This is a genomic window from Acetobacter orleanensis, assembly GCF_001581005.1.
GTDB classification, from domain to species: Bacteria; Pseudomonadota; Alphaproteobacteria; order Acetobacterales; family Acetobacteraceae; genus Acetobacter; species Acetobacter orleanensis.
Genome location: NZ_LHZV01000048.1, coordinates 15,870 through 38,689, shown reverse-complemented (window position 1 = coordinate 38,689; position 22,820 = coordinate 15,870). Strand labels below are relative to the sequence as shown.

Genomic DNA, 22,820 nt, shown 5'->3' with positions numbered 1-22,820 from the left:
CCAGTCTGGCAAAGATAATCGTCGTCCAGCATTAGCAGTCCTTAATCCGCCTGTGGCGCTTCCTGTTATAACAGGAAGCGCCACATGAAAACAGTCTGAAACAGAATTCTGTCCTGTAGGGTCTCAGGCTGCTGCGGACGTTTCCCCAAGCTGGGCCAGCGGCTTCATCAACAAGTGATTCTGGGAGTAATCAACCGGAACGGCAATCACCACCGGGCCTTCAATATCCATGGCCGCTTTCAACGCCTTGCCCACACCATCAGCCGATGTCACGGTCATGCCTGTGGCCCCACAGGCTTCTGCGTATTTGGCGAAATCAATCGGCCCGAATTCCACGCCGGAGCCACGACCGTATTTCTTCTTCTCCTGCATTTCCACCATATTGTAGGCCTGATCAATCCAGACCATGTGGATCAGGTTACATTTCAGGCGCACGGCAGTTTCCAACTCCATGCTGGACATCATGAAACCGCCATCCCCAGAGATGGAAATCACTTTCTGCGCCGGGTTGAGCAGGCTTGCGGCAATCCCCCACGGCAGACCGACGCCCATGGTCTGCTGACCATTGCTGATGAGCACCTGCCTCGCACGGAAGGACAGCAGATACCGGGCCAACCAGATATGGAACGTGCCCATATCCAGACAGAGTGTGACATCCGGTGTGACAATCTGCTCCAGTTCCCGGACAATCTGCAACGGATGCACAGCGGTATTGCTGGTGCTGCGGGCGTCCCGCAGCGCACCGGCGCGCGCAACCTTGTAGCCTTCTAGAATGGTTTCCAGTTCCGGAGCCTGCGTCAGCTTACCTGCCTGCTGGGCAAGGGCTTTGACCGTTGGGGCAATTTCCCCCACCAGTTCAACAACAGGAACAAACGCGTTATCCAGTTCCGCCGCGACAATATCAATATTGATAATCTTGCGGGCGTCATTCACATTCCACAACCATGGGTCATATTCCACCGGGTTGTACCCAATGGTCACAACCACATCTGCTTCATGCAGAAGCTGGTCCCCATGCTGGTTGCGGAACAGACCAACGCGCCCGCCAAAACGGTCAACCAGTTCGTGCGAGACCGCACCTGCCGCCTGATAGGTCCCCACAACCGGCGCTCCCGTGGTGGCCACAAACGCGCGCACGGCTTCCGCCACATCCGGGCGACTGGCCAGAAGGCCCAACAGCACAACCGGGCGTTTGGCGTTTTTCAGAAGCCGCGCAGCCTCAGCAATGGTATCCGCTGCGGCAGGGCCGGTTTTTGGCACCGCGCGGTCTGCCAGAACAGGAGCATTGGCGGGCATGGACAGCACATCCATTGGTGTGCTGACAAAAGAAGCACCCGGACGGCCACTTTCCGCAAAACGGAAGGCATTGGCCATCACTTCTGAAATTGCCAGCGGGTTGGTAATTTCCACGCTGTATTTGGTAATGGGCTTGAAAAGGCTGACCGTGTCCATGGTCTGATGCGTCAGCTTCAGCCTGTCCGCCAGCTTGACGGCCCCACCAATGGCCAGAACAGGATCCCCTTCAGAATTGGCGGTTGCCAGACCTGTTACAAAATTTGAAGCTCCGGGACCGGATGTTGCAATCGCCACACCGGCCTTCCCCGTCAGGCGGCCAAGGCCCCCAGCAATAAAGGCGGCATTCTGCTCATGCCGGGTCACCACGGTTTCAATCGGGGAATCAACCAGCGCATCAAACAGGCGGTCAACCTTGGCACCCGGAATACCGAAGACATGCGTGACGCCATGCGCCACCAGATTTTTGACAATAAGCTCCGCACCGCATTGTGCAGCGTGATCAGAAGGCTCGGTCATTTCTATAACGTCCTGTAAAAAGACCACTGCACCGGGGGTGCAGTGGTCAAAAAAGTCTCAGCCGCCTTCGGCAATCCGAATAGCTTCGCTCAGATGTTCAGGATTGAGGTTTGCTTTTGCAAACTGCTCTGTGCGCGGCAACTGAATTTCAAGATCGGAGATAACGGCAACCTCAAGCTGGCCACGGACCAGCCGATATTCCGTAACATGCCCCCCACGTTTCTGATCTTCTGTCAGAAAATGTAGGTGATACCCCGCTACATTTACACCCTGCATATAAGCAGGCGTACGGAAGCCGATCATGGTACCTGTGACGGACTCCATTGTCAGCGTCGGCTGTTTTTTCACAACATCCAGCATATGCGGGTAGGGTTTGCACTGGCAGAACACCGTACGGGTATCCACCCGCTCAAACTGCCCGGTAAAACGTACGGCCCCAAACAGGTTGGGGTTGCCAACAAGCTGGTCCACCAGTGCTTCAAACGTTTCTTTTGTTTGCGGTTTATCAACATTGAGCGTTTTTTCCGGCTCAAAATAGGTCACGCAGGCAAAAGGTGTTTTCAGAGACCCCGGAACTTCAGCAGCCTGCCCTTCCGCACGGAACTGGCGCACAACGCCGTCCGTCACAATCATCTCACCGTCTAGCGCGTTAAAAGTGCCAAGGCCGAAATTACCGTGATGCAGCACCTCATCCAGCGTGGTTTCACCATCATACACGGCGTCCAGCAGAGCGGCCATGGTGGAGGTCTGATAAAGGCGGTTGGCGACGGGCTTCTTGCCCACACCATTCCCGAGAGCAGAAGACCGAATGTCCATGTCTGCCACCGGACTGCTTTTCATACTGCGCACTGTTTCACACTCATTGGTTGCTTATCTCAGTGACACAAACGTTATTACAGGATGATCTAGTCTTCCAATATATATTGAACGCATTATCCATATGATATAAATATGCCTAATGGATATAAGACACCTGCGTTATTTTGTCACTGTAGCAGACCACGGCAGCATTACCCGCGCTGCGGAGGAGTTGGGGATGGAACAGCCGCCCCTGAGCCAACAGATCAAGCAACTGGAGCAGAAGCTTGGCGTGGCGCTGTTTGAACGCCAGACACGGGGGGTCAAGCTGACTGAAATTGGTGCAACCCTCCTGCCCCGTGCCCGCACCATTCTGGACCTTCAGGCCCAGTTTATGGTGACCGCAGACGGACTTGCGCGGGGTGAACTCGGCCACATCCGGCTAGGGCTAGCCGGAGCCGTTCCCCTTCTGCCGGTGATCCCTATGGTTATCCGGCATTTTCGGGAAAGTGCGCCAGATGTCACGCTCTCACTGGAGGAGAGCAACACACCGGCTCTCTGCGCGGCGTTGCATGACCACAGCACAGATCTGGCCATTATCCGCCCCCCCGTGCCGGACCCCACGCGGCTTTCTGTTTTCCATCTGCTGGATGAACCAACTGTTATTGCCCTGCCCCGAGGGCACCGGCTGGCCGCTCAGCCCGTTATCAGTCTGGATAAGGTGGCCGAAGACCCACTGATTATCTTCCCGCGCGAGCTCGGCCCCGGCTTTCATGACGCCATTTTATCGGCTTATCAATTAGCAGGCGTTACGCCACCCATGGGCCAACAGGCACCGCAAATTGCTGGCACGGTGCCACTGGTTGCGGCCGGGCTGGGGGTTTCCGTTGTGCCCCGCTCTCTCAGCCAGATTCATGCGGGCGGGGTGACATTCCATACACTGAGCGAACCCGCCCCCCGCGCCACACTCGCTGTTGCCATTCGCTCCGGCCAGAACATGCCGCTGGTTGCACGGTTTGTTAAAATTCTACGCGCTTCCTGCCGGAAATGGGAAAACATGAGCCCTGAAGATCAGTTTCCCGCCGCGGAATCCTGAAAAAACTCAGTGATTTTACAGATGGTATCCGGGCATCCGTTTTCAGGACGCCCGGAAGAGCAGACCTTACAGTCCTACAAGTTTTCTGATGGCCGGCTCCACACTAATCATCAGTCCTCCCGGCGGAAAAGTCGTGCCGAAGAAAGAGCCTGAAACATCCGCTGAGCTATTGATCAGTGTTTCTTCCTGATCAAAAACCTTCTTATCCGCAGTAGAAAGTTTTTTCTTATGACCGTTCAGGGCATCCAGCCCCGCCCCGGCCATGACCGCGAGATTGTGAGAGATCGGCACGGCCTCTGACAACCCACGCACGGTTGCTACTTGCTGGAAGGCGACATCATTATCTCGCCAGACCTGCATTTGTGCTTTCAAAGCGGGAAGAACGGAACGGTCCCCCGCCACATACTGGTCAACCAGCATACTGAACCGCACAGCAGGGAACGGGTCCGGGGACGTGACTTCCCCAATTTCATCCAACGCATCCCCATGATGGCTGACATAGCGGTTCATGACGTAATTGCGCAAAGGCACTGTTGCGCTCGCCAGACACTCCACAGGATCAGCATTGCCGGGGGAGAGCCGCAACGCCATCCGATGTGTGTTGGCCTGAGCCTGCAAACCGGTCAACTGCAATTCCGCGTCCACCACGGCAAGACGGCGATACATGTCATTCACATCCCGCACAGATGCAGGAGACCAGAACCGTTCCGCAATAGCCGCCGCACGCGGCCAGAAACGGGCGTCCAGCATTTCGTCCGTCACCAACTCGGACCACAGAGGTGCCTCACCCCCCAAAATATACTGCTTCTGCTCGTCCGTCAGTGGGGCCGGGGCCGGTTCTTTCAAAAACGCATTGACCAGATCCGGCCGTCCGCCTTTGGCCAGAAGCTTATCGGCCTGTGCACGGGTGATACCGTTTGCCGCCGGGTCATACGGATCTACCAGATAATGCTGGGACGCTGGCTGGAGCAGATCAAGATAATACCCTGCCGAGACAATGACCGGATGATGATCTGCTGAAGCAGAAGCAAGGAACTTCGAACTTCTCCAAACATCCACAACAACGTCTTTAGGGATAGGCGCTTCGCTCACCTCATCCCACCCGACCATGATCTTCCCCTGATCCGCGAGGATTTTCTGCACTTCCGCCGTAAAATGCGCCTGTAGAGCCTGCGGTGTCGCGAAACCGTTTTCCTTCATATAGGCAACAATTTTCGGATTTTTCATCCATTCCTTCGGGTCCACCTCGTCCCCACCAGAATGGAAATAGGCATCAGGGAACAGTTTACCCATTTCAGCATAAAGCTTGCGGACAAAGCGGAGCGTGGCAGGCACCGTAGGGTCCAGTGCAGCATTATTCTTGTTTTTGGGCTCAGGGTTAACCGGGCTTTGCGCAGCGAGTTCCGGATACGCCAGAAGGAACGCCAGCGCATGCCCCGGCACGTCAAACTCCGGCACAACGCGGATACCGCGATCTGCGGCGTACGCAACAAGGTCTTTCAGTTCTCGCTGCGTGTAATACTGGCCGTGCGAGCCTTTTTCCGTCAATTCCGGCATGCGCTTGCTTTCCACCCGAAAGCCGGTGCCATCGCTCAGATGCAGGTGCAGCACATTCATCTTGAGCAGTTCCATCGCGTCAAGCTGCCGCTGGAGTGTCTCAACCGCCATGAAATGCCGGGAGGTATCAATCATAATCCCGCGCCACGGGAAACGCGGGCTGTCTGTAATCGTGGCAAACGCCAGTTGTGGTCCGTTTTCACCCCGCGTAACAAGCTGCGCGAGTGTTGCCAGACCATGTAGAACGCCATCTGGCCCCTCTGCTGTCAGCGCCACACCAGAGGCGTTGACCTGAAGACTATAACTCTCCTTAGCATGGACTGTCAGAGCGCCTCGGTCCTCGCCCACCTGAATATGCACGGGGATACTCGCTGTCTGCCCCACCTGATTACCGTCTGGTTGCTGAGGCAGCACACGCCCCGCTAGCGCGTTAATGCGCTTTGTAAAACGCTCCGCAGCGCGGGCCAGCAACGGAGACGGCTGCTGCTCCCACTGTACGGTTACCCCCCCGCTTAATGGCAGTGCTCCTGCTGGCAGAGAAACCGATGCAGGCATTGGCATGAGAGCCGGTACAACCGTTGAAACGCCTGCTGATACAGCCACGGGTTCCACCCCTTGCGATGCAGCAAGCGCCGGAGCCGCAGCGAGTGTCAGAACAGCAGCGCTGCCCAGAAGCACGCGACGAAATTTTGAGAAAGTCTGTTTTGTCATGCTGCGTCCTCTTTTTTATGGCAACGGCTCTGAAAGCAGCCTGCCTTATGCAGAAAGGTCGTGGTCTTTTTCAGGCGGAAAGTAAGGCGCGCAAGTCCGGGTCATGCTGCATCTGCCAGAAAATGGCCTCCCGCTGCGTCAGGCGCGATGCAGCGGCAGCATCCAGCAATACAAGGCAATGTGGGTGGAGTTGCAAAGCGGACCCCGGCACAAGCGCGCTTACCGGGCCTTCAATAACACGCGCTATAATCTCAGCTTTTTTAGCATCTGTTACCACAAGCAATGCTTCTCGCGCATCCAGAATAGTGCCAGTCCCCATGGTTAATGCACGGGTGGGCACCTGCTCCATATCGTTGTTAAACATCCCCGCATTTTGCCGCAGGGTTGCCTGAGCCAGTGTCACAACATGTGTGCGGCTGTTTAACGCGGAAAGAGGTTCATTAAATCCAATATGCCCATTTTCGCCAAGCCCGAGTAACTGGAGGTCTATCCCACCAGCCTGTGCGATACGATTTTCGTAAGAACGCGCTTCGGCCTTTACATCCTCAGCAGTCCCATCTGGCACATGCGTATTCTCAGCTGAAATATTAATCAGCCCGAAAAGATGCTCTTGCATATAATAGCGGTAGGACTGCGGGTGGTTTGCCGCGAGACCAATATATTCGTCCAGATTGAATGTCGTCACGTCACTGAAATCTAGCGCTTCATTCTGCGCTTTTTCTGCCAGTTGCGCATAAATAGCTTCCATAGTGCGGCCAGTAGCAAGACCAAGCACTGAGTTTGGTTTGCTCCGCACCTGTTGTGCAAGCACCTGCGCCGCCAGCCGCCGTGTTTGCGCGGCATCGGAACATATGACGATTTTCATAAAAAATCAGTCTCCAGCCGAAGTAATCAGGGATTCAGGAACCGGAGCACCTGTCTTGGCGCGCAGAGCCATGCTCCACCCAGCAATAAAAAGATAGGCCGGGATAACCAGTACCATGAAGGCGTGCAGATTGCCAAGCATGGGCGCGATATGCACAAAAATCTGCGGCAACACGGCACCACCAGAATAAGCCATAACCAGAAACGCCGTGGCCTTTGCACCATCAGACCCAGCTTCAGCCAGAACAATGGGAAACAGGGCGGGCAGAATCATGGCATTGGCAAACCCAAGCAGGGCCACACAGAAAACCGGAACGACACCCGGCGCGACAAGGGCCGCCAGACAGATGAGAATGCCCAGCACACAGCAGGTAAGCATATAGCCATCCTGACTGATAAAGCGCGGCACAATCACCATACCAGCCAGATACCCCAGCATCATGGATGCCAGCGTAAGGGCTGTCAGATATTTTGTAATATCGAGAGAAAGTCCGAAGGAATGCCCAAACAGGCCAATAGCGTCCCCGGCCATAACCTCCACACCAACATAGAGGAACATGGCGAATACGCCTGTCAGCAGCCACGCGGGCTGGGCCTTGCGCGCGGGTATGCTCTGCTGCTCCGCGGCTTCAAGCGTAATTTCCGGTAATGGTGCGCGCCCTACCAATACAGCCAGAAGCAAAAGCAATCCGGCCATAACCTGATAGGGCACATGGACAGCATGCGTAAATTGAGTAAGCACTGCATCCCGCACCGGCCCAACCGGCGTGTGGCTGATATTGGCGACAACCTGCCCGACATCCGGCATGACAATCAACGCAAACAGCACCGGAGCAACAATGCCTGCAAATTTGTTGGCAATGCCCATAATGGCAATGCGCTGGGCAGCACGGTCATGATCGCCCAGCAGGCTGACATACGGATTAACGGTAATTTGCAGCAGAGAAAGACCCGCGCCAATTACACTCAGCCCGCTGAGAGCGCCTGCATACCACCGCCCATTCACACACTCCCCAAACAGCAGCGTTCCCGCCGCCATAATGGCGAGAGCCACAACGAGGCCGCGCCGCAGGCCAATACGTCGCGCTACAAGCGTGGCCGGCAGGGGAAAAACAAGATACGCCAGATAAAAGCAGACGGGCACCAGAAAGGACGCCACATCACTGAGGTTAAAAGCAATCTGAACGAAGGTAATCAGCGGCCCGTTTAGCCATGTAACAAAACCGATACTGAAAAACAGGGCCGCCATAATCAGCACAGGCCGCCAGCCATAGGCACCGGCCGGACTTGCAATCGGAAACCTGAGCACACCGCACTCCTTCAGCAACGGGCCGGAGAAACCTCCGGCTCCCTGCCTTAACTCTGTTGATCACGCAGGGTTTGTAACTCTGCGTTCCCCCTTAAAACCCGGAGGAGACTGAAACCATAGCGGCAAACACCCCGCCAACATAGTAAACTGGCGCGCTCCCTGCCGCCACCGCCCCCGTGGAGGTGATATGCGGGTGCGCATTGGCCGTGTAGCTGGACCCGGAGCGATAATGATTATCCCCGACATTGGTCAGGTTAAGCTGAATCTGGGGGTGCTTCAGATAGCTGAAGGATTTCATGCGATAGCCCAGCGTCAGATTGGAAGTGACATAGGCTGGCATTTTCTCATCATTCATGAAGGTAGTGTACTGCGTATCCACATAGCGCAGATCAAAATTGCCGAAGAAGCGCCCATCATCATAATTCAGGCCAATAGCACCTGTGAATTTGGGAGCCTGAACGGCAGTTTTACCGGCCGTGGGCAAATATCCACTGCCTGTGTTGAAGTTATTGTCAAACGTGGAATGCAGAAACTGCCCGGACAGATAGGGGCTGAAATGGTGCCAACGCGCCAGCCCGACTTCCGCCTGCACACCACGGGAGGTCTGCCCACCAATATTGATGGGTGATGCCACCATCATGTTGGTATTGGGGATATAGCCGGTGGACGTAACCTGATGGTTTGTCAGATTGATGTTAAACAGAGACATAGAGAAATTGTAGAAATTTCCCTGATGGCGATAGCCGATTTCCTCACTGATGGAATATTCAGGCTTCAGGCTCTGCGGCTGCATGGTGGCATGTGCGGCATTGGGGTCAAAAATCTGCGAATAGGCTTCCACAGATTCCGGCGCACGGAAGGATGTTGTGCCATTAATGAAAATCTGATCTTTCGGCGTGATCATGTAGCTGGCGGAAAACTGTGGCAGCGGCTCAAAATAATTACCCTGCATTTTATACGGGTCCGCCCCCGGCACAAGATTTGTGCCCTGACGGGAGACCATAGCCACACGAAAGCCAGCACTGAGAGTTAGTTTATCATTCAGCAGCTTTTGCGTATCAGCAATAAAGAGGGTGTTAACCTGCTGCATGAAGTTAAGATCATACCCAGTAAGGATTTTTCCACCCACGCGGATGACATCACCAGACCAGCCACTCCCATCGGCATAGACCGGGCGGAAATCAGACAGTTCCTCATGCGTGGTGTAGGCATACCACCACCCGAAGGAAAATGTGTTGCTTTTGGAAATCCGCCAGTCAGCCGAGATATTCATACCGCCGGTTTTCTGGTTCCATGGGTCTCGGCTAGAGGTGAGAATTTTGCCGTTAACCGGTGTGCCGACATTCAGGTCCCCATATTGCTGCGTACCAAAATATCCGCCAGATGCAGGAATATTTTCACCCCCCAACGACGGACCAAACTGGTGGACAAAATAAGGCGACACATGCAGATGCAAATTGTCCGCCAGCGTAAAGTTCATGGGTAGAACAATAAGCTGCTGGTTCAGGTTCTGCCGGTTCAGCTTGTAATACTGGGAATCACCCGGCGAGAAATGCTTGTCGTAAGAGAAACCCACCCCATACTGGTCCCACTGGGCTTTGTTGGGAGACCGCCATGAGGTTGCTTCCTGCCGGTTATAGGAAAAAATAGCGGAAATGCTGTTTCCGTCACCCCATTCTTTTACAAACTTTGAATCCAGATGATACCGGAACAGGCCACCCGGCCCGCGTGCGCCGTTATTGTAGCCAGTATGCGAGAAAGACACATAGCCGCGCACACCGGAATTACCGATAGTGCCTGTATCCAGACGGATAAACTCCTTATTATAGCTGTAGGAGCCACCGCCGAGATCCAGAAATCCCCCAGCCTTACGGGACGGGTTAAGGGCCGTTGCCGTAATCTGGCCGCCAACCGCGTTGTAAAATGGCGCGTTAAGATCAGGTGCTCCCTGTGACACTGTCACAGAACCAAGATTTTCAGAATCGATCAGTGTAGAGGTATAGGGAGCATAATTGATCGGGTCCGCCAAAGGCGCGCCTTCAAACAGGTAGCCCATCTGCGTTTCATTCAGACCTCGCACCTGAAGGTGGTCCCCCGTCATGCCGAAAGGGTCCTGACTGGTGACGGTAACACCCGGCAAATCTGCAATCAAAGACGTGATATTTGAAGACGGAGCCTGTTTGGCAATAAAGTCTCTCGTAATGCCACTTTGAGAGCGCGGGGCGGTCTGGTGCGGCATCAGGCCACCACCGGGTGTTCGGTTGGTAACCCCGGTTGAAGACACTGAGTGGCTGGTAACAGAAATTTCTTCTGTAGACCCCGTAAACTGGCCAAGAACGGAGGAACTCAGCCCGTTACCAGTAGTTGTTTTTTTCCTGACCGGGCCAGAGGGTCTGGAAGTCTTTTTAACCTGATGCCCAGAGGACGCAGCAGGTGCTGACTGTGCCTGCGCGGACGTGGCGAGAAGCCCTGTCAACGCAACACAGGAGACTGAAAGCTGACGCAATGAAAGACGCATGATAACAACCCCCTCGCCCGATGGTGGAAACGCCCCACATCATTCCTGAATAGAAACGTAACCCTGCAAATTTCGTTGTTAGTATGCAATGGGGGTTTAAAGAGAACGATTTAATTCATGATGCGAATAAAGATTTTATGTTACAGCCTCGCTATTCGTTGCATGAAAGACACAATTTCGGGCTAGTCTTGCGGCTGTTTCAGATCCCGCCATGCCCGAAAATGAAATACCGCATGGCCAGACTGGCGGCCCCACGTGCGAAGCTGTCTGGCGCAAAATCTCGAAAATTGATCATGGTACAGGCATTTGTGCGATGAAGAATGTGAGATTCAGCTTCATACTGCAGGGCGTGGCCGTACACGCCGTCTTTCAAAGCCGGGTCAAGCATCACCACAACATGGCTGGGGTCGAGCATCTGGATAAGTTGCGCTGTGGCAATGCCCATGGCAGAGCCCGCTCTGTGGAGAATACTGACCGCCTCCGCACGCCCCTCCGCCGCCAAACGGGTTAAATCCTGCATATTTGTCGGCAGATTTGCCAGTCTGGCGGCATTCCCGATGGCCAGAAGAGACGCCACTGTTTCCAGACACCCGCGATTCCCACATCGGCAAGGCAAAGCCTGCGGCATATCCACGGTTATGGGTGCGTGGGAGATCTCCCCCGCCCCACCGGCATTGCCCCATAACAGACGGCCATTGACAATATGGGCACACCCAATGCCGTGGCTTACAAAAATCATACTGAAATCCGGGCTGCCTTTCAGCGGGCCAAACAGTTGCTCCCCAAGAATCAGTGCCTTGGCGTCATTCTCCACCCACACTGGCAGGCCTGTTCGTTCAGCCAGCGCCGCGCCGATGTTAATATTCCGCCACCCCAGTGCAGTGCAGGTCAGGCAGGTTTGCCGGTCCCGCGCCACAAAACCCGGTAGCGCAAGGCCAATGCCGGACAGCTTTCCTCGGTCACGCGGCAGCGCAGAGCGCACGGTTTTCACTGTACTGGCCAGAAGAGCAATACAGGCTTCCGGCTCCGCCAACCGGGGGAGTTCAACCCTGTTCAGGGTAGTTCCATGCAAGTCGGTCAACACCACAACGGCGGGATCGTCCTGCAAGGAAATACCAATAAAGGAGGCCGCATTAGCCCGCACAACCAGCGGCACGGATGGACGGCCCGCTCCATGCACAGGCTCCTGCTCGCTCAGGATATGCTTCTCCAGCAAGTCCCGCACCAAAGCCGAAATACCCGCCTTACTCAGCCCTAATTCCGCTGCCAGTTCGCTCCGGCTTTTTGCCCCTTTGCGGCTGAGAATGCTGAGAATTTGATAATGACCTGAAGACAGCATATTCGGCTCTCACGCTGCAAAACGATACGGAATGATAATTTATATCATGAAACAAGTTGTGCAAACAGACGGAATGATATTTACAAACTCCCTTTGAAATACTAACCCGGAAGAGAATGGATTTAACGGCGCGCAGTGTCTGCGTGTCTGTGCCCCCAGCGCCTTTAATCACGGATGTCCTTATGCTTCTTTGTGCAGACATCGGCGGATCGTTTATCGATTTTGCTCTCGTCCATCCTGATGGCAGACTGGAACAGCGCCACGCCGTGCCAACTCCGGTTGACGATGCCGACGCTTTTATCAATGTGCTGCACACGCTCTGCGCCCCGTATCCGGACGTGCCGCTGCATCTTGCCATTGCGGGTGTTGAAAACCCGCAGACCGGCCATGTCCATGCAGCTAATATTCCCGGTATCCGCACCACACCGCTGAGAGAACGGCTTAGCCAACGCACCCAGCGCCTTGTCCGCATCGGGAATGATGCCGACTGCTTTGCTCTGGCGGAAGCCCGTTTTGGAGCCGCAAAGGGACACCGGAATGTGTTTGGCCTGATTCTGGGCACAGGCATTGGCGGCGGCTTTGTGCTGGATGGGCAGATTGTGCCCGGTCTGGGGGGCGTTACAGGAGAGTTAGGCCACGCGCCGGTTGTTATCGCGCCGCCCTTGCTGACAGACCCTGATGACATTGCCGCAGCCGTTCCCCTGTTCCGCTGTGGGTGTGGTCAGTCGGGATGTCTTGATACCATTGCAGGGGCCAGATCTCTTGAGCGCCTGCATCTGTGGGCCGGTGGAAAGCCGGAAACAAGCCATGCCATTCTAAAACTTTGGGAAGACGGTGATAGACAGGCGACACGCACCCTGTCTGTCTGGATGACCTATACCAGCGCCGCGCTAGCCCATATTCTCAACGTCATTGGCAGCACGGTTGTACCAGTCGCGGGGGGGCTGAGTAATTCCGCCCTGCTTGTGCAGACACTGGACCACGCGGTGCGGGAGCGTATCCTCTCCCCCACCACGCAGCCCCTGCTCCGGCGCGCCATTCTAGGGAAAGATGCTGGTATTCTAGGGGCGGCCTGCCTTGGCCCGGAGCTGTGCTATGACGCATGTTGAAATCTGCATAGAAACACCGCAGGGTATTCAGGCCGCCACGTCCGCCGGGGCGGACAGGCTGGAACTCTGCGCCTCGCTGGATGTTGGCGGGCTAACCCCCAGCATGGGGTTGATGCAGTATGCCGCCGACTGTCCCCTACCAGCCCTCGCCATGATCCGCCCGCGCGCGGGCGCGTTCATTTTTGATACTGACGAAGCCGCTGTCATGCGGAATGATATCCGCGCAGCCCGCACGGCTGGTCTGGCCGGTGTCGTTCTAGGCGCGCTCCGGCCCGACCGGCATCTGGACCATGATCTGCTCCTGCGCCTGTCGGAAGAGTGTGGAAGCATGGAACGCACTCTGCACAGAGCGTTTGACCTCACGCAAGACCCTTTTGCGGAGCTGGAATTTGCAATTTCGGCCGGGTTCACACGTATTCTGACATCCGGCCAGAAGCCCTCCGCGCCGGACGGTGTAGACTGTCTTGCCCGCTTGCAGGAAGAAGCCCGAGGACGGATTGTTATTCTGGCTGGCAGCGGCGTGAAGGCTGATAATGTGGGCGCCATTCTTCGCCAGACAGGCGTTACGGAAATCCATGCCTCCTGCCGCAAAACCACCCCCTCCAACGCTCAGGATGCCGCTTTCGGTTATGGTTCCCAGCCCGTTGTGACGGACCCGGACGCCATCCGTGCCCTGATTGCCGCCGCACGACAGGCAGGTGGGACACGCCCTGCATGAACATGCTCGATCTGGGCGTTATGCTGGCGTATCTTATCGGCATGCCGCTTTTGGCCGTGCTGCTGTCCGGTCGGCAATCCTCCACCGCCGCGTATCTGGAAGGGGGGCATGACCTACCGTGGTGGGCGCTGTGTCTCTCTATGGTCGCGACGGAAACATCAACTCTCACCGTTATCAGTGTTCCCGGCGTGGCTTTTGGGAACGGGATGGTTTTTGTCGGTCTGGCGCTGGGGTATTTGCTGGGCCGCGCGCTGGTCGCATGGAAATTTCTGCCACTTTATAGTTCCGGCCACATGCTGAGCGCTTATGATTATCTGGGCCAACGCTTTGGCTCCCGGATGCAGCGGCTAGCCTCCGCCACATTTCTTGGCACACGTATTCTGGCAGAAGCTGTCCGGCTGTTTGCAGGCATGCTCCCGCTCACAGCCATGCTGGCTGCCACGCATATGGCCGTTCCACATCTGGCTCTTCTGACACTCGTTGTAGGCATCACACTTTTTTACACCTTATGTGGCGGGTTACGGGCCGTTGTGTGGTCGGACGCCATTCAGTTCTGCCTGTATCTGGGAGGTTCGGCACTTTGTGCCGCATTACTGATGCACGGCCTACCTACCGGGAGCTTCAGCGCCTTACACCATGCCGGGAAATTTGCCCTATTTGCCCATGCCAGTACGCCATTTAGCAGCGCCTTTACCCCGATTGCCGCCATAGGCGGTGGCACACTCATGACTTTGGCCTCCCACGGCACAGACCAACTTATGGTGCAGCGTGTACTGGCCGCCCGCAGCCTGAAGGACGCCCGCATGGCCCTGATGGGCAGTGCGGTAGGGGTCACCGCTTTGTTCTTCCTGCTATCTGGGGTTGGAGTGTTACTGTGGCTGTATCATGGGCAAGTGCCGTTGCAGCAAACGGGACTTTCTTCACCCGATGCCATTTTTCCTGACTATATTGTGCATGGTTTGCCCGAGGGCCTGCGCGGTTTGATGGTCGCGGCCATTCTCGCCGCCACCATGGGATCCCTCTCCTCCACGCTTTCCGCCATGACCGCTGCCACTGTTGGGGATTTTTCCGGGCTTTGTGCCAAATTGGGCCGCATGCTCTCGCTCAGCCCGTTGGCCTTAGCCCGTGCGCTGACCGTGTTCTGGAGCGTGGCTCTTGTGGGCTGTTCCTTGCTGTTTGCGCAAGGAAGTCAATCCGCTGTGCTGCTGGGATTCTCCATTGCCGCCTGTGGCTACGGCCCCATGCTGGGCACATTTCTGGCTGGTATGGCCATCCCCTCCGCCCGTGCTACGGAACTGATCCCGGCTTTCTGCCTCACCGTGCCGCTTGTCCTGCTGACCATGGCTACCGTACGCCCCAACGGGCACCCTCTCGCGTTTCCGTGGCTTATTCTGACAGGTATTCTTCTACTCTTTTTCTTTGCCGCCGGCCTGCGTCTGGGTCGCACAGTCCTGCCGCTCCTGAAACGGACGCCTGACGCATGACCCCTCTCCCCCGCCGTGCACTGGCACACCAAAGCGGCAAGGCCTTACTCGGTCTTGGTGGGGCATTTCTTGCTAGCTGCCTGCCCGCACAGGCGTCCTCCGCCTCTCCCGGCCCTGCGTGCGCGCCCTCCTCTGCTGGCCGCGTTAAAACCGGATTTGAAAAACTGCGGGAGGGCGGCTACGCGCCGCTGCTGGGGCACAAGGTTGGTGTGATTGCCAATGTGGCCAGCGTGGATAACACCCTGACCTCCATTGTGGACTGCCTGCATCTGGCCCCCTCCGTCCGGCTTCACGCCATTTTTGGGCCGGAGCATGGCTTTCGCGGATCCATGAAAGAAGGATTTTCCGAACCGGAAACGCAAGACCCGGAAACAGGCTGCACGGTGTATGATATTTACGCCAAAACCGGAGACGCCTTAAAATCCATCCTAAAAAAATCAGGTATTACCCTGCTTATTTTTGATATTCAGGATACCGGATCTCGCTTCTACACTTATATCTGGACCCTGTTTGACTGCATGATGGCCTGCGCCGAGTTAGGGCTCCCCCTGCTCGTGCTGGACCGCCCCAACCCCATTTCCGGGCTGAACGCCTCCGGCCCGGTGCTGGACCCACGTCTGGCCTCCTTTGTCGGGCGCGCACCAATCGCCCTGCGCCATGGCATGACGGTAGCGGAACTGGCGCGCCTGTTTAACGCCGTGTTTATCCCAGAAAAAGCTGGCCAAAAGGCGTCTCTCGACATCATCCCGATGGAAGGCTGGCAACGTGGCATGTTTTTTGAAGAGACAGGCCTGACGTGGTGCCCACCCAGCCCCAACATGCCCACGCCTTTAACCGCTCTGGTTTATCCCGGCACCTGCCTGTTTGAAGGAAGCCGTTTTTCGGTTGGTCGGGGGACAACCATGCCCTTCCTCTATCTGGGGGGTGAGGATGTGGACGGACACGCTTGGGCTACAGCAGCAACAAAAGCCGGTTGCACGGGCGTCGCTTTTCAGGATGTCTGGTTTACGCCCCTTGTAGACCCGTTTAAAAACACGCTGCTACATGGCCTGCATTGTGCTGTAACTGACCGTACACAGTTTGACCCGGTTGCCACAGGGATGACATTGCTCAGCACTGCGCGTCGTCTGGCTGGCCCCTCTTTCTGGCGCGGGACTGGAAAAACCTTTGACCAACTCAGCGGGAATACACAGATTCGCCTCCTTCTGGATAAAGGGGCTGACGCCACGGCACTCGCGGCACTCTGGGAAAAAGATCTCGCTGCTTTCCGCGCCCTCCGTCAGACATTTCTTTTATACTAAGTCATCGTTATCCCAGCACAGGATTTTTGTTGTATGACCCAGCAGGTTCCGTCCGCCTCCACAGATCCAGCCAAAACCGAAACCTCTGATTCCCGGTATGAGGCGCTGGACCTCTGGCCCACCAGCACCCTGCTGGATGTTCTGCTGGAAAGTCAGTTGGGAGCCGTGGCCTCTGTCAAAACAGCACTCCCCGGCATGGAAGACGCCATTACGGCCGCCCTGCCCCGCCTGCAACGGGGCGGACGCCTGTTTTACGTGGGCGCTGGCACCTCTGGCCGGATTGGCTTGCAGGATGGCGTGGAACTCATCCCCACCTATGGCTGGCCGGAAGACCGGCTGGTTCTGCTGCTCGCCGGAGGGAATGCCGCCCTGTTCCAGCCCGTGGAAGGCGCTGAGGATGATGAAGAGGCAGCCCGCACGGCCATAATCGCCCACAACGCTGGCCCGGATGATGTGGTGATTGGCGTGGCGGCCAGCGGCGGCACACCCTATACCTGCGCCGCCCTCTCCTGCGCCCGCGCTGCCGGCAGCCTGACCATTGGCCTGTCGTGCAGTCCTCATACGCGCCTGCTACGAGACGCTGAACTGGGGCTGCTGATTGAAACCGGGCCGGAAGTGGTCGCCGGTTCGACCCGCATGAAAGCCGGAACAGCACAGAAAGTCGCGCTAAACATGCTCTCCACGGCCCTGATGATCCGGCTTGGCCACACATGGCGCGGACAGATGGTTGATATGAAGATCGTCAACGCCAAACTCGTCCGCCGTGCGCATCGGATGGTGCAGCAGTTAACGGACTGCACCGAAGCCGAAGCCAGCACAGCACTGGAAAAAGCCGAAGGCAGCATCAAGCTGGCCATTCTGGTGTGTTTTGGCTTTTCTCCGGAAGAAGGTCGCACGTTGCTGGCTGAGCATGCGGGCAATCTGCGGTCTGTCCTGAAAAATCGCTGATCCGCGTCGTTGGCGCGTCCGTTTGAAAGGCGACTGCAAAAAGCCAGAGAGAAAGACTGGCGGGGCATTTTTGTGACGGACCAGACCGCGCGAGAGCCCTGATACTCTGGCATCCGGGCTCAGGCCAGCAGTGTCATACCTCCCTGCGCACGCTCAAACCTCTTTTTCGTCGTCTTTGGCTGATTGGTGCCAAAGGCTTATTGTGTGAGCGCAGAAGACGCCATGAGTTCATACAAACGCGGGTTGGCATCCGTTGCAAGCGGCACACCAGACCGACGCAGGGACGATCCGGGCGACTTTTACAGCGGCCCCTAAGGCCGCCCTGCCCGGTGGTATGGGTGACCTGCCGCAATGGCCTGTGCGCGATAAATCTGTTCCACCAGCATGATCCGCACCAGCATATGCGGCCATGTGAGTGTGCCGAAGGAAAGTTTGGCGTCCGCGCGCTGAATAACCGCCGCATCCAGCCCCTCAGCACCCCCAATGACAAAGCAGAGCGGACGCCCCAGTGCGGACCAGTTTGCAACGGCTGCGGAAAAAGCCAGACTGTCAAAAGCGCGACCGGCTTCATCCAGCACCACCAGAAAAGCCTGATCCGGGCAGGCCGCCAGAATGGCCTGTGCTTCCCGCCGCTTGATTTCATCCGGGCTGCCACGACCATCCGCCAGTTCCACAAGATCAAGTGCTGGACGAAGCCGTTTCAGATAGCGGGCGACAAGCGCCTGCTCGGACTTATCCTTCATCCGCCCGACAGCAATCAGCTTCATCCCGCCAAGTTCCCGTAATGCAAAACACCCCGTCTGATCGGGCGTTCTGTAAAAAATTGGGGAAGCCCTGCGGCTTCCCCTTTTCATACGCGCTGAAATTCAACCCATTCCGGGAGTCAGACGGGCGTTACAGCCTCTTCATTCCCATCATCCAGTTCAGCGCCCCACATTTTTTCCAGACCATACAGCTCCCGCGCTTCCGGCTTGAAAAGATGGACAACGATATCGCCCGTATCAAGCAGAACCCAGTCAGACCCGTTGGCACCTTCAACCAGAACACGCTTGATGCCGATGTCTCTCAGCTTGCGTTCAAGATGCTGGGCCATGGCGGCAATCTGACGATCCGCCACACCGGTGGCAATCACCATCCGGTCTGCAAAGGAGGCGCGGCCTGTCAGATCGATCACAACGATATTCTCACCCTTATCGTCTTCCAGACTGTTCACAATGAGGTCGAGCGACTGGGCGATAACGTCCGGCGAGGCCGCCTCACGCTTCACCTTGCCCTTCGGCCCGGCGGCTGCGGCTTTTTTACGGACAGACCCGGTAACCTTGGCGGCTCCGGCCAGAGCCGGTTTGGCGGATGCTGCTTTTTTGGTGGCGGCCGTGGAGGACCTGCTGCGTGCAGATGCTTCGGCGGGTGGCTTGGTTGCTATGACGAATCTCCTGAATTGAACGTATCGGGGGTGCCGGTCTGGCCGACATCCACCCCAAAGCCGCCCTGCTGGCGAATTGATGTTGCAGATATACCGTTTTGTCGCCCCGGAAGAAAAGTCCATACTGGCGGAGAAAGATCAGGCAGCAGCCGTGCCTGCCCGGAGGACAGCCGATAATGCGCCAGATAATGCGCCGCAGCCCCCCGTAAAGCCCGCATAGTCTGCCCCGGACGCGGCATGACCGCCACCGGCACACGGTGCAGCAGGCGCTTCCAGCCTTTCCATCTTGGCAGCGTCACAAAGCCATCCGCTCCGGTCAGCCAGACAAAATGCACGTTGGGAAAGCGCGTTTGCAGCTTTCCCAACGTATCAAACGTATAGCGTGTGCCGAGTCGGGCTTCGATATCCGTGGCAATCAGCCTGTGTCCATCCGCCAGAGAGGCTGCCGAGTCGAACCTGCGGGCAAACGGCGCCATGCCTGCGGCGGGTTTGAGCGGATTACCCGGTGAGACCATGAGCCAGACCTGATCCAGCCCCAGAGCCACCAGCGCGCGCTGCGCAATGGTCCGATGCCCGCAATGGGCGGGATTAAAAGACCCACCCAGCAGACCAATCCGCGCAAAACGGCGGTCCCCCCAAGTGGGAATCGTATCCCGTCGGGTCATGCCCGGTTTCAGGTCCGCACCTGCCCTGTACCGATCACCTCGTACCGGAAGGTGGTCAACTGCTCGACCCCCACCGGCCCACGCGCATGGAAACGGCCTGTGGCAATGCCAATTTCCGCGCCAAAACCGAACTCGCCCCCATCACAGAACTGCGTGGAGGCATTCCACATCACCACCGCACTATCCGTACCGTTCAGGAAGCGTGTCGCCACAGCTTCATCCGACGTCACAATGGCTTCGGTGTGGGAAGAACTATATTTCTGGATATGGTCCAGTGCTTCATCCACGCCATCAACCACGGCAATGTTCAGCACGGCATCCAGCCATTCCGTGGAGAAATCCTGCTCCGTCGCAACTGGGAGATCAGGCATGATGGCCCGGGCCTCCGCATCCGCGTGGAACGTACAACCGAACTCGGCAAGATCTCCTACAATCTGCGGGAGCAGAGACGGCGCAATGGCTGCGTCAATGAGCAATGTTTCCGTAGCACCACAAATACCTACACGCCGCATCTTGGCGTTCAGCACGATCCGACGAGCCATGGCCGGGTCCGCTGCGGAATGAACATAGGTGTGGCAGAGGCCATCAGCATGGGCCAGAACCGGTACACGGGCTTCCTTCTGCACACGGTCCACCAGAGACCGGCCACCACGCGGGATGAGCAAATCCACAAGCCCGGCAGCGCCCAGCATCTCCGCCACATGGGCACGGTCCCCATCCGGGGCGATCAGCACAGCATCTTCCGGCAGATCGGCCGCCCGCAGACCAGCCTGAATGGCCGCATGAATAGCCCGCGCACTGTGCAGGCTTTCAGACCCGCCACGCAGCAGAACCGCGTTGCCAGATTTAATGCACAGGCCAGCCGCATCCGCGCCCACATTGGGGCGGCTTTCATAAATCACGCCAATCACGCCGACAGGTGTAGCAACCCGCCGGAAACGCAGGCCGTTTGGACGGGTCCATTCTTCCAGCACCCGGCCAACCGGGTCTGGCAGGTCCGCCATTTCCTCCAACCCCGCAGCCATGGCTTCCACCCGCTCCGGAGTCAGGGTCAGGCGATCCCGGAAGGCAGCCCCTGCGGTAGAGGCTTCCAGATCCTTCGCGTTGGCTGCGAGAATAGCAGAGCGCGCCTCACGCACAGCGGCGGCGGCGGCCCACAACGCCTTGTCCCGCGCGGAGGACGGGCTTTGCGCCAGAGTGCGGGACGCCAGTCTGGCTCGGCGCGCCAAGGCTACCATTGGGCTTGGCAGAGCGCCGGAAACCGTCTGCTGTGCCAAACCCTGTTGCCCATCTTCCTGCGCCTTCATGATGGCGTCCTTCATCCCCGTTTCACAATTGTTCATGTACTAGTGTTCAAACTGTCTGTTGTTCAAACTGCCCGTTGTTCAAACTATCTGGGCGGTCTGGCTCAGACGTTAAAGCGGAACAGCAGGACGTCACCGTCCTTCACCACGTAATCCCGCCCTTCAATCCGCAGGCGACCGGCTTCCTTCGCGCCAGCTTCGCCACCGTACTGAATATAATCATCATATGCGACCGTTTCACAGGCAATGAAGCCACGCTCAAAATCATTGTGAATAACAGCCGCAGCCTGCGGGGCCTTGGTGCCTTCTGTAATGGTCCAAGCCCGTGTTTCCTTCGGCCCGACCGTAAAGTAGGTGCGCAAGCCAAGCAGGCCATATCCTGCGGCAATCACACGGTCCAGACCGCTGTCACTCAGGCCCAGTCCTTCCAGAAACTCACGCCGTTCTTCATCCGCAAGCTGGCTGACTTCCGCTTCAATCGCTGCGGAAACAATAACGACAGCCGCGCCTTCAGCTTCTGCCCGAGCCTGCACTTTTTTTGAAAACTCGTTACCCGTGGCTGCAGAGTCTTCCTCCACGTTGCACACATACAGAACCGGCTTGGTCGTCATCAACTGAAGGCGGCGCACAGCCTCCTCCGCGCCTGCGGGAATGGCGGTGCGGGCGGGACGGCCTTCCTTGAGGGCTTCAATCAGCGGCTCAACCACCTCGACCTGCGCCATGGCTTCGGCATCGCGGTTTTTCGCGCGCTTCTGCAGGGCAGGCAGACGTTTTTCCAGCGAATCGAGATCCGCCAGCATCAGTTCCGTCTCAATAATTTCCGCATCTCGCACGGGGTCCACGCCGCCTTCAACGTGCGTGATGTCATCATCTTCAAAGCAGCGCAGCACATGGATAATGGCGTCCACTTCCCGGATATTGGCCAGAAACTGGTTGCCCAGCCCTTCCCCACGGGATGCACCCCGCACGAGGCCCGCAATATCCACAAACTCCAGACTGGTGGGCACCACCTTCTGGGATTTGCCAACCGTGGCCAGCTTTTCCAAACGCGGGTCCGGCACCGCAACACGGCCCACGTTGGGCTCAATGGTGCAAAACGGGTAGTTTGCCGCCTGCGCCGTTGCCGTTGCCGTCAGCGCGTTGAACAGAGTGGACTTGCCCACATTGGGAAGACCGACAATACCGCAATTAAACCCCATCAGCCTTTACTCCCTTCTGGCAACGCAACCTGCGTCATGAATTGATCCGACCGGCCATCAGCCAGAAGTGGTGCTGCGTCTGCGATTTTGTCCAGCAGAGGCTCAAGCCACGTCTGTCGGTCTGTATCCGTAAAATTTCCAAGCACCCAGCCATGCACGCGCTCCTTGGCACCGGGGTGGCCGATACCAATCCGCACACGCCAGTAGTCAGGGGTGCCAAGCATCTTGTCCATAGAACGCAGGCCGTTATGCCCTGCGGCTCCGCCCCCGCGCTTGACCCGCACCTTACCCGGCGCAAGATCCAGCTCGTCATGAAAAGCGGTAATCTGGTCGGGCGTAATTTTATAAAACGCCGCAGCTTCCTGCACACTTACACCAGACAGATTCATATAGGTCATGGGGCGCAGCAGCAGCACACGGTGCGTGCCAACCCGGCCTTCTGAAACCAGTCCCTTGAAGCGTGTCCGCCATGGGGCAAATCCATAACGGCTGGCAATGGCGTCCACTGCCATGAACCCGACATTGTGTCTGTGTCGGCTCATTGAAGACTCGGGATTACCAAGTCCGGCCCAGAGCAACATCACTGGTCCTGTATCTTGAAACGAGGGTGGAGGCCCATGCACAGCACACGCCTCCACCCTCTTATTTTCAGAACGTCAGACTGG

At 57.1% G+C, this 22,820-nt stretch carries 19 protein-coding genes; 6 read left to right on the top strand and 13 right to left on the bottom strand.

Features of this window, described 5'->3' with window-relative positions; translation table 11 throughout:
- Positions 1–123: 123 nt before the first annotated feature.
- Entirely contained in the window at positions 124–1,812 is a 1,689-nt protein-coding gene (alsS, locus tag AD949_RS03015) for an acetolactate synthase AlsS (RefSeq protein ID WP_048837038.1), read from the bottom strand.
- A 57-nt stretch (positions 1,813–1,869) separates the two neighbouring features.
- The gene (budA, locus tag AD949_RS03010) at positions 1,870–2,628 is read right to left on the bottom strand and encodes an acetolactate decarboxylase (RefSeq protein ID WP_048837062.1); all 759 of its coding nucleotides are present in this window, start codon (positions 2,626–2,628) and stop codon (positions 1,870–1,872) included.
- A 142-nt stretch (positions 2,629–2,770) separates the two neighbouring features.
- On the opposite strand from budA, the gene AD949_RS03005 reads away from it, so the two are divergent.
- Positions 2,771–3,706, top strand: a complete 936-nt coding sequence (locus tag AD949_RS03005; protein ID WP_048837039.1) for a LysR family transcriptional regulator — start codon at positions 2,771–2,773, stop codon at positions 3,704–3,706.
- 66 nt (positions 3,707–3,772) lie between these two features.
- Here the strand turns inward: AD949_RS03005 and AD949_RS03000 are convergent, their stop codons facing one another.
- The 5 genes from AD949_RS03000 to AD949_RS02980 all read right to left on the bottom strand — a co-directional run bounded on the left by AD949_RS03000 (position 3,773) and on the right by AD949_RS02980 (position 12,004).
- Positions 3,773–5,974 carry a beta-N-acetylhexosaminidase gene (locus AD949_RS03000; protein WP_244463474.1) on the bottom strand — a complete coding sequence of 734 codons (2,202 nt, stop codon included), beginning with the start codon at positions 5,972–5,974 and terminating at the stop codon, positions 3,773–3,775.
- A 70-nt stretch (positions 5,975–6,044) separates the two neighbouring features.
- Positions 6,045–6,839 carry a glucosamine-6-phosphate deaminase gene (gene nagB, locus AD949_RS02995; RefSeq protein ID WP_048837040.1) on the bottom strand — a complete coding sequence of 265 codons (795 nt, stop codon included), beginning with the start codon at positions 6,837–6,839 and terminating at the stop codon, positions 6,045–6,047.
- Positions 6,840–6,845: 6 nt separating this feature from the next.
- On the bottom strand, positions 6,846–8,147 hold the full coding sequence (gene gluP / locus AD949_RS02990) for a glucose/galactose MFS transporter (RefSeq protein ID WP_306308944.1): 1,302 nt from the start codon (positions 8,145–8,147) through the stop codon (positions 6,846–6,848).
- 91 nt (positions 8,148–8,238) lie between these two features.
- Entirely contained in the window at positions 8,239–10,665 is a 2,427-nt protein-coding gene (locus AD949_RS02985; protein ID WP_048837041.1) for a TonB-dependent receptor, read from the bottom strand.
- A gap of 199 nt (positions 10,666–10,864) precedes the next feature.
- Positions 10,865–12,004, bottom strand: a complete 1,140-nt coding sequence (locus AD949_RS02980; protein WP_048837042.1) for an ROK family transcriptional regulator — start codon at positions 12,002–12,004, stop codon at positions 10,865–10,867.
- A 182-nt stretch (positions 12,005–12,186) separates the two neighbouring features.
- Between AD949_RS02980 and AD949_RS02975 the strand changes: the two genes are divergently transcribed.
- The 5 genes from AD949_RS02975 to AD949_RS02955 are packed head-to-tail and all read left to right on the top strand — an operon-like array spanning position 12,187 to position 17,564.
- Positions 12,187–13,113: an ROK family protein gene (locus tag AD949_RS02975; RefSeq protein WP_082064910.1), complete on the top strand. Its 927-nt coding sequence runs from the start codon at positions 12,187–12,189 to the stop codon at positions 13,111–13,113.
- A complete protein-coding gene (locus AD949_RS02970) occupies positions 13,100–13,831 on the top strand; it encodes a copper homeostasis protein CutC (protein ID WP_048837044.1) in 732 nt (243 codons plus the stop codon). The genes AD949_RS02975 and AD949_RS02970 overlap by 14 nt, the downstream gene beginning before the upstream one ends.
- The gene (locus AD949_RS02965) at positions 13,828–15,315 is read left to right on the top strand and encodes a sodium:solute symporter (protein WP_048837045.1); all 1,488 of its coding nucleotides are present in this window, start codon (positions 13,828–13,830) and stop codon (positions 15,313–15,315) included. The genes AD949_RS02970 and AD949_RS02965 overlap by 4 nt, the downstream gene beginning before the upstream one ends.
- On the top strand, positions 15,312–16,616 hold the full coding sequence (locus AD949_RS02960; RefSeq protein ID WP_048837046.1) for an exo-beta-N-acetylmuramidase NamZ family protein: 1,305 nt from the start codon (positions 15,312–15,314) through the stop codon (positions 16,614–16,616). The genes AD949_RS02965 and AD949_RS02960 overlap by 4 nt, the downstream gene beginning before the upstream one ends.
- A 33-nt stretch (positions 16,617–16,649) precedes the next feature.
- A complete protein-coding gene (locus AD949_RS02955; protein ID WP_048837047.1) occupies positions 16,650–17,564 on the top strand; it encodes an N-acetylmuramic acid 6-phosphate etherase in 915 nt (304 codons plus the stop codon).
- Between the two features lie 311 nt (positions 17,565–17,875).
- On the opposite strand, the gene AD949_RS02950 is transcribed toward AD949_RS02955, so the two are convergent.
- The 6 genes from AD949_RS02950 to pth all read right to left on the bottom strand — a co-directional run bounded on the left by AD949_RS02950 (position 17,876) and on the right by pth (position 22,736).
- Positions 17,876–18,331, bottom strand: coding sequence for a 23S rRNA (pseudouridine(1915)-N(3))-methyltransferase RlmH (locus AD949_RS02950; protein WP_048837048.1), 456 nt, complete (start codon positions 18,329–18,331; stop codon positions 17,876–17,878).
- Positions 18,332–18,447: 116 nt separating this feature from the next.
- Entirely contained in the window at positions 18,448–18,900 is a 453-nt protein-coding gene (gene rsfS, locus AD949_RS02945; RefSeq protein WP_048837065.1) for a ribosome silencing factor, read from the bottom strand.
- An 83-nt stretch (positions 18,901–18,983) separates the two neighbouring features.
- Positions 18,984–19,652: a nicotinate-nucleotide adenylyltransferase gene (locus tag AD949_RS02940; RefSeq protein ID WP_048837049.1), complete on the bottom strand. Its 669-nt coding sequence runs from the start codon at positions 19,650–19,652 to the stop codon at positions 18,984–18,986.
- 8 nt (positions 19,653–19,660) lie between these two features.
- Positions 19,661–20,890: a glutamate-5-semialdehyde dehydrogenase gene (locus AD949_RS02935; protein WP_048837066.1), complete on the bottom strand. Its 1,230-nt coding sequence runs from the start codon at positions 20,888–20,890 to the stop codon at positions 19,661–19,663.
- A 170-nt stretch (positions 20,891–21,060) separates the two neighbouring features.
- Positions 21,061–22,155, bottom strand: a complete 1,095-nt coding sequence (gene ychF / locus AD949_RS02930; RefSeq protein ID WP_048837050.1) for a redox-regulated ATPase YchF — start codon at positions 22,153–22,155, stop codon at positions 21,061–21,063.
- Positions 22,155–22,736, bottom strand: a complete 582-nt coding sequence (gene pth / locus AD949_RS02925) for an aminoacyl-tRNA hydrolase (protein ID WP_048837051.1) — start codon at positions 22,734–22,736, stop codon at positions 22,155–22,157. Before pth ends, ychF begins: the two co-directional genes overlap by 1 nt.
- Positions 22,737–22,820 lie beyond the last annotated feature (84 nt).

Coding starts and splice junctions, on each gene's coding strand:
- alsS (WP_048837038.1), bottom strand. CDS start 1,812: ATGACCGAGCCTTCTGATCACGCTGCACAATGCGGTGCGGAGCTTATT.
- budA (WP_048837062.1), bottom strand. CDS start 2,628: ATGGACATTCGGTCTTCTGCTCTCGGGAATGGTGTGGGCAAGAAGCCC.
- AD949_RS03005 (WP_048837039.1), top strand. CDS start 2,771: ATGGATATAAGACACCTGCGTTATTTTGTCACTGTAGCAGACCACGGC.
- AD949_RS03000 (WP_244463474.1), bottom strand. CDS start 5,974: ATGACAAAACAGACTTTCTCAAAATTTCGTCGCGTGCTTCTGGGCAGC.
- nagB (WP_048837040.1), bottom strand. CDS start 6,839: ATGAAAATCGTCATATGTTCCGATGCCGCGCAAACACGGCGGCTGGCG.
- AD949_RS02985 (WP_048837041.1), bottom strand. CDS start 10,665: ATGCGTCTTTCATTGCGTCAGCTTTCAGTCTCCTGTGTTGCGTTGACA.
- AD949_RS02980 (WP_048837042.1), bottom strand. CDS start 12,004: ATGCTGTCTTCAGGTCATTATCAAATTCTCAGCATTCTCAGCCGCAAA.
- AD949_RS02975 (WP_082064910.1), top strand. CDS start 12,187: ATGCTTCTTTGTGCAGACATCGGCGGATCGTTTATCGATTTTGCTCTC.
- AD949_RS02970 (WP_048837044.1), top strand. CDS start 13,100: ATGACGCATGTTGAAATCTGCATAGAAACACCGCAGGGTATTCAGGCC.
- AD949_RS02965 (WP_048837045.1), top strand. CDS start 13,828: ATGAACATGCTCGATCTGGGCGTTATGCTGGCGTATCTTATCGGCATG.
- AD949_RS02960 (WP_048837046.1), top strand. CDS start 15,312: ATGACCCCTCTCCCCCGCCGTGCACTGGCACACCAAAGCGGCAAGGCC.
- AD949_RS02955 (WP_048837047.1), top strand. CDS start 16,650: ATGACCCAGCAGGTTCCGTCCGCCTCCACAGATCCAGCCAAAACCGAA.
- AD949_RS02950 (WP_048837048.1), bottom strand. CDS start 18,331: ATGAAGCTGATTGCTGTCGGGCGGATGAAGGATAAGTCCGAGCAGGCG.
- AD949_RS02940 (WP_048837049.1), bottom strand. CDS start 19,652: ATGACCCGACGGGATACGATTCCCACTTGGGGGGACCGCCGTTTTGCG.
- AD949_RS02935 (WP_048837066.1), bottom strand. CDS start 20,890: ATGGTAGCCTTGGCGCGCCGAGCCAGACTGGCGTCCCGCACTCTGGCG.
- ychF (WP_048837050.1), bottom strand. CDS start 22,155: ATGGGGTTTAATTGCGGTATTGTCGGTCTTCCCAATGTGGGCAAGTCC.
- pth (WP_048837051.1), bottom strand. CDS start 22,736: ATGTTGCTCTGGGCCGGACTTGGTAATCCCGAGTCTTCAATGAGCCGA.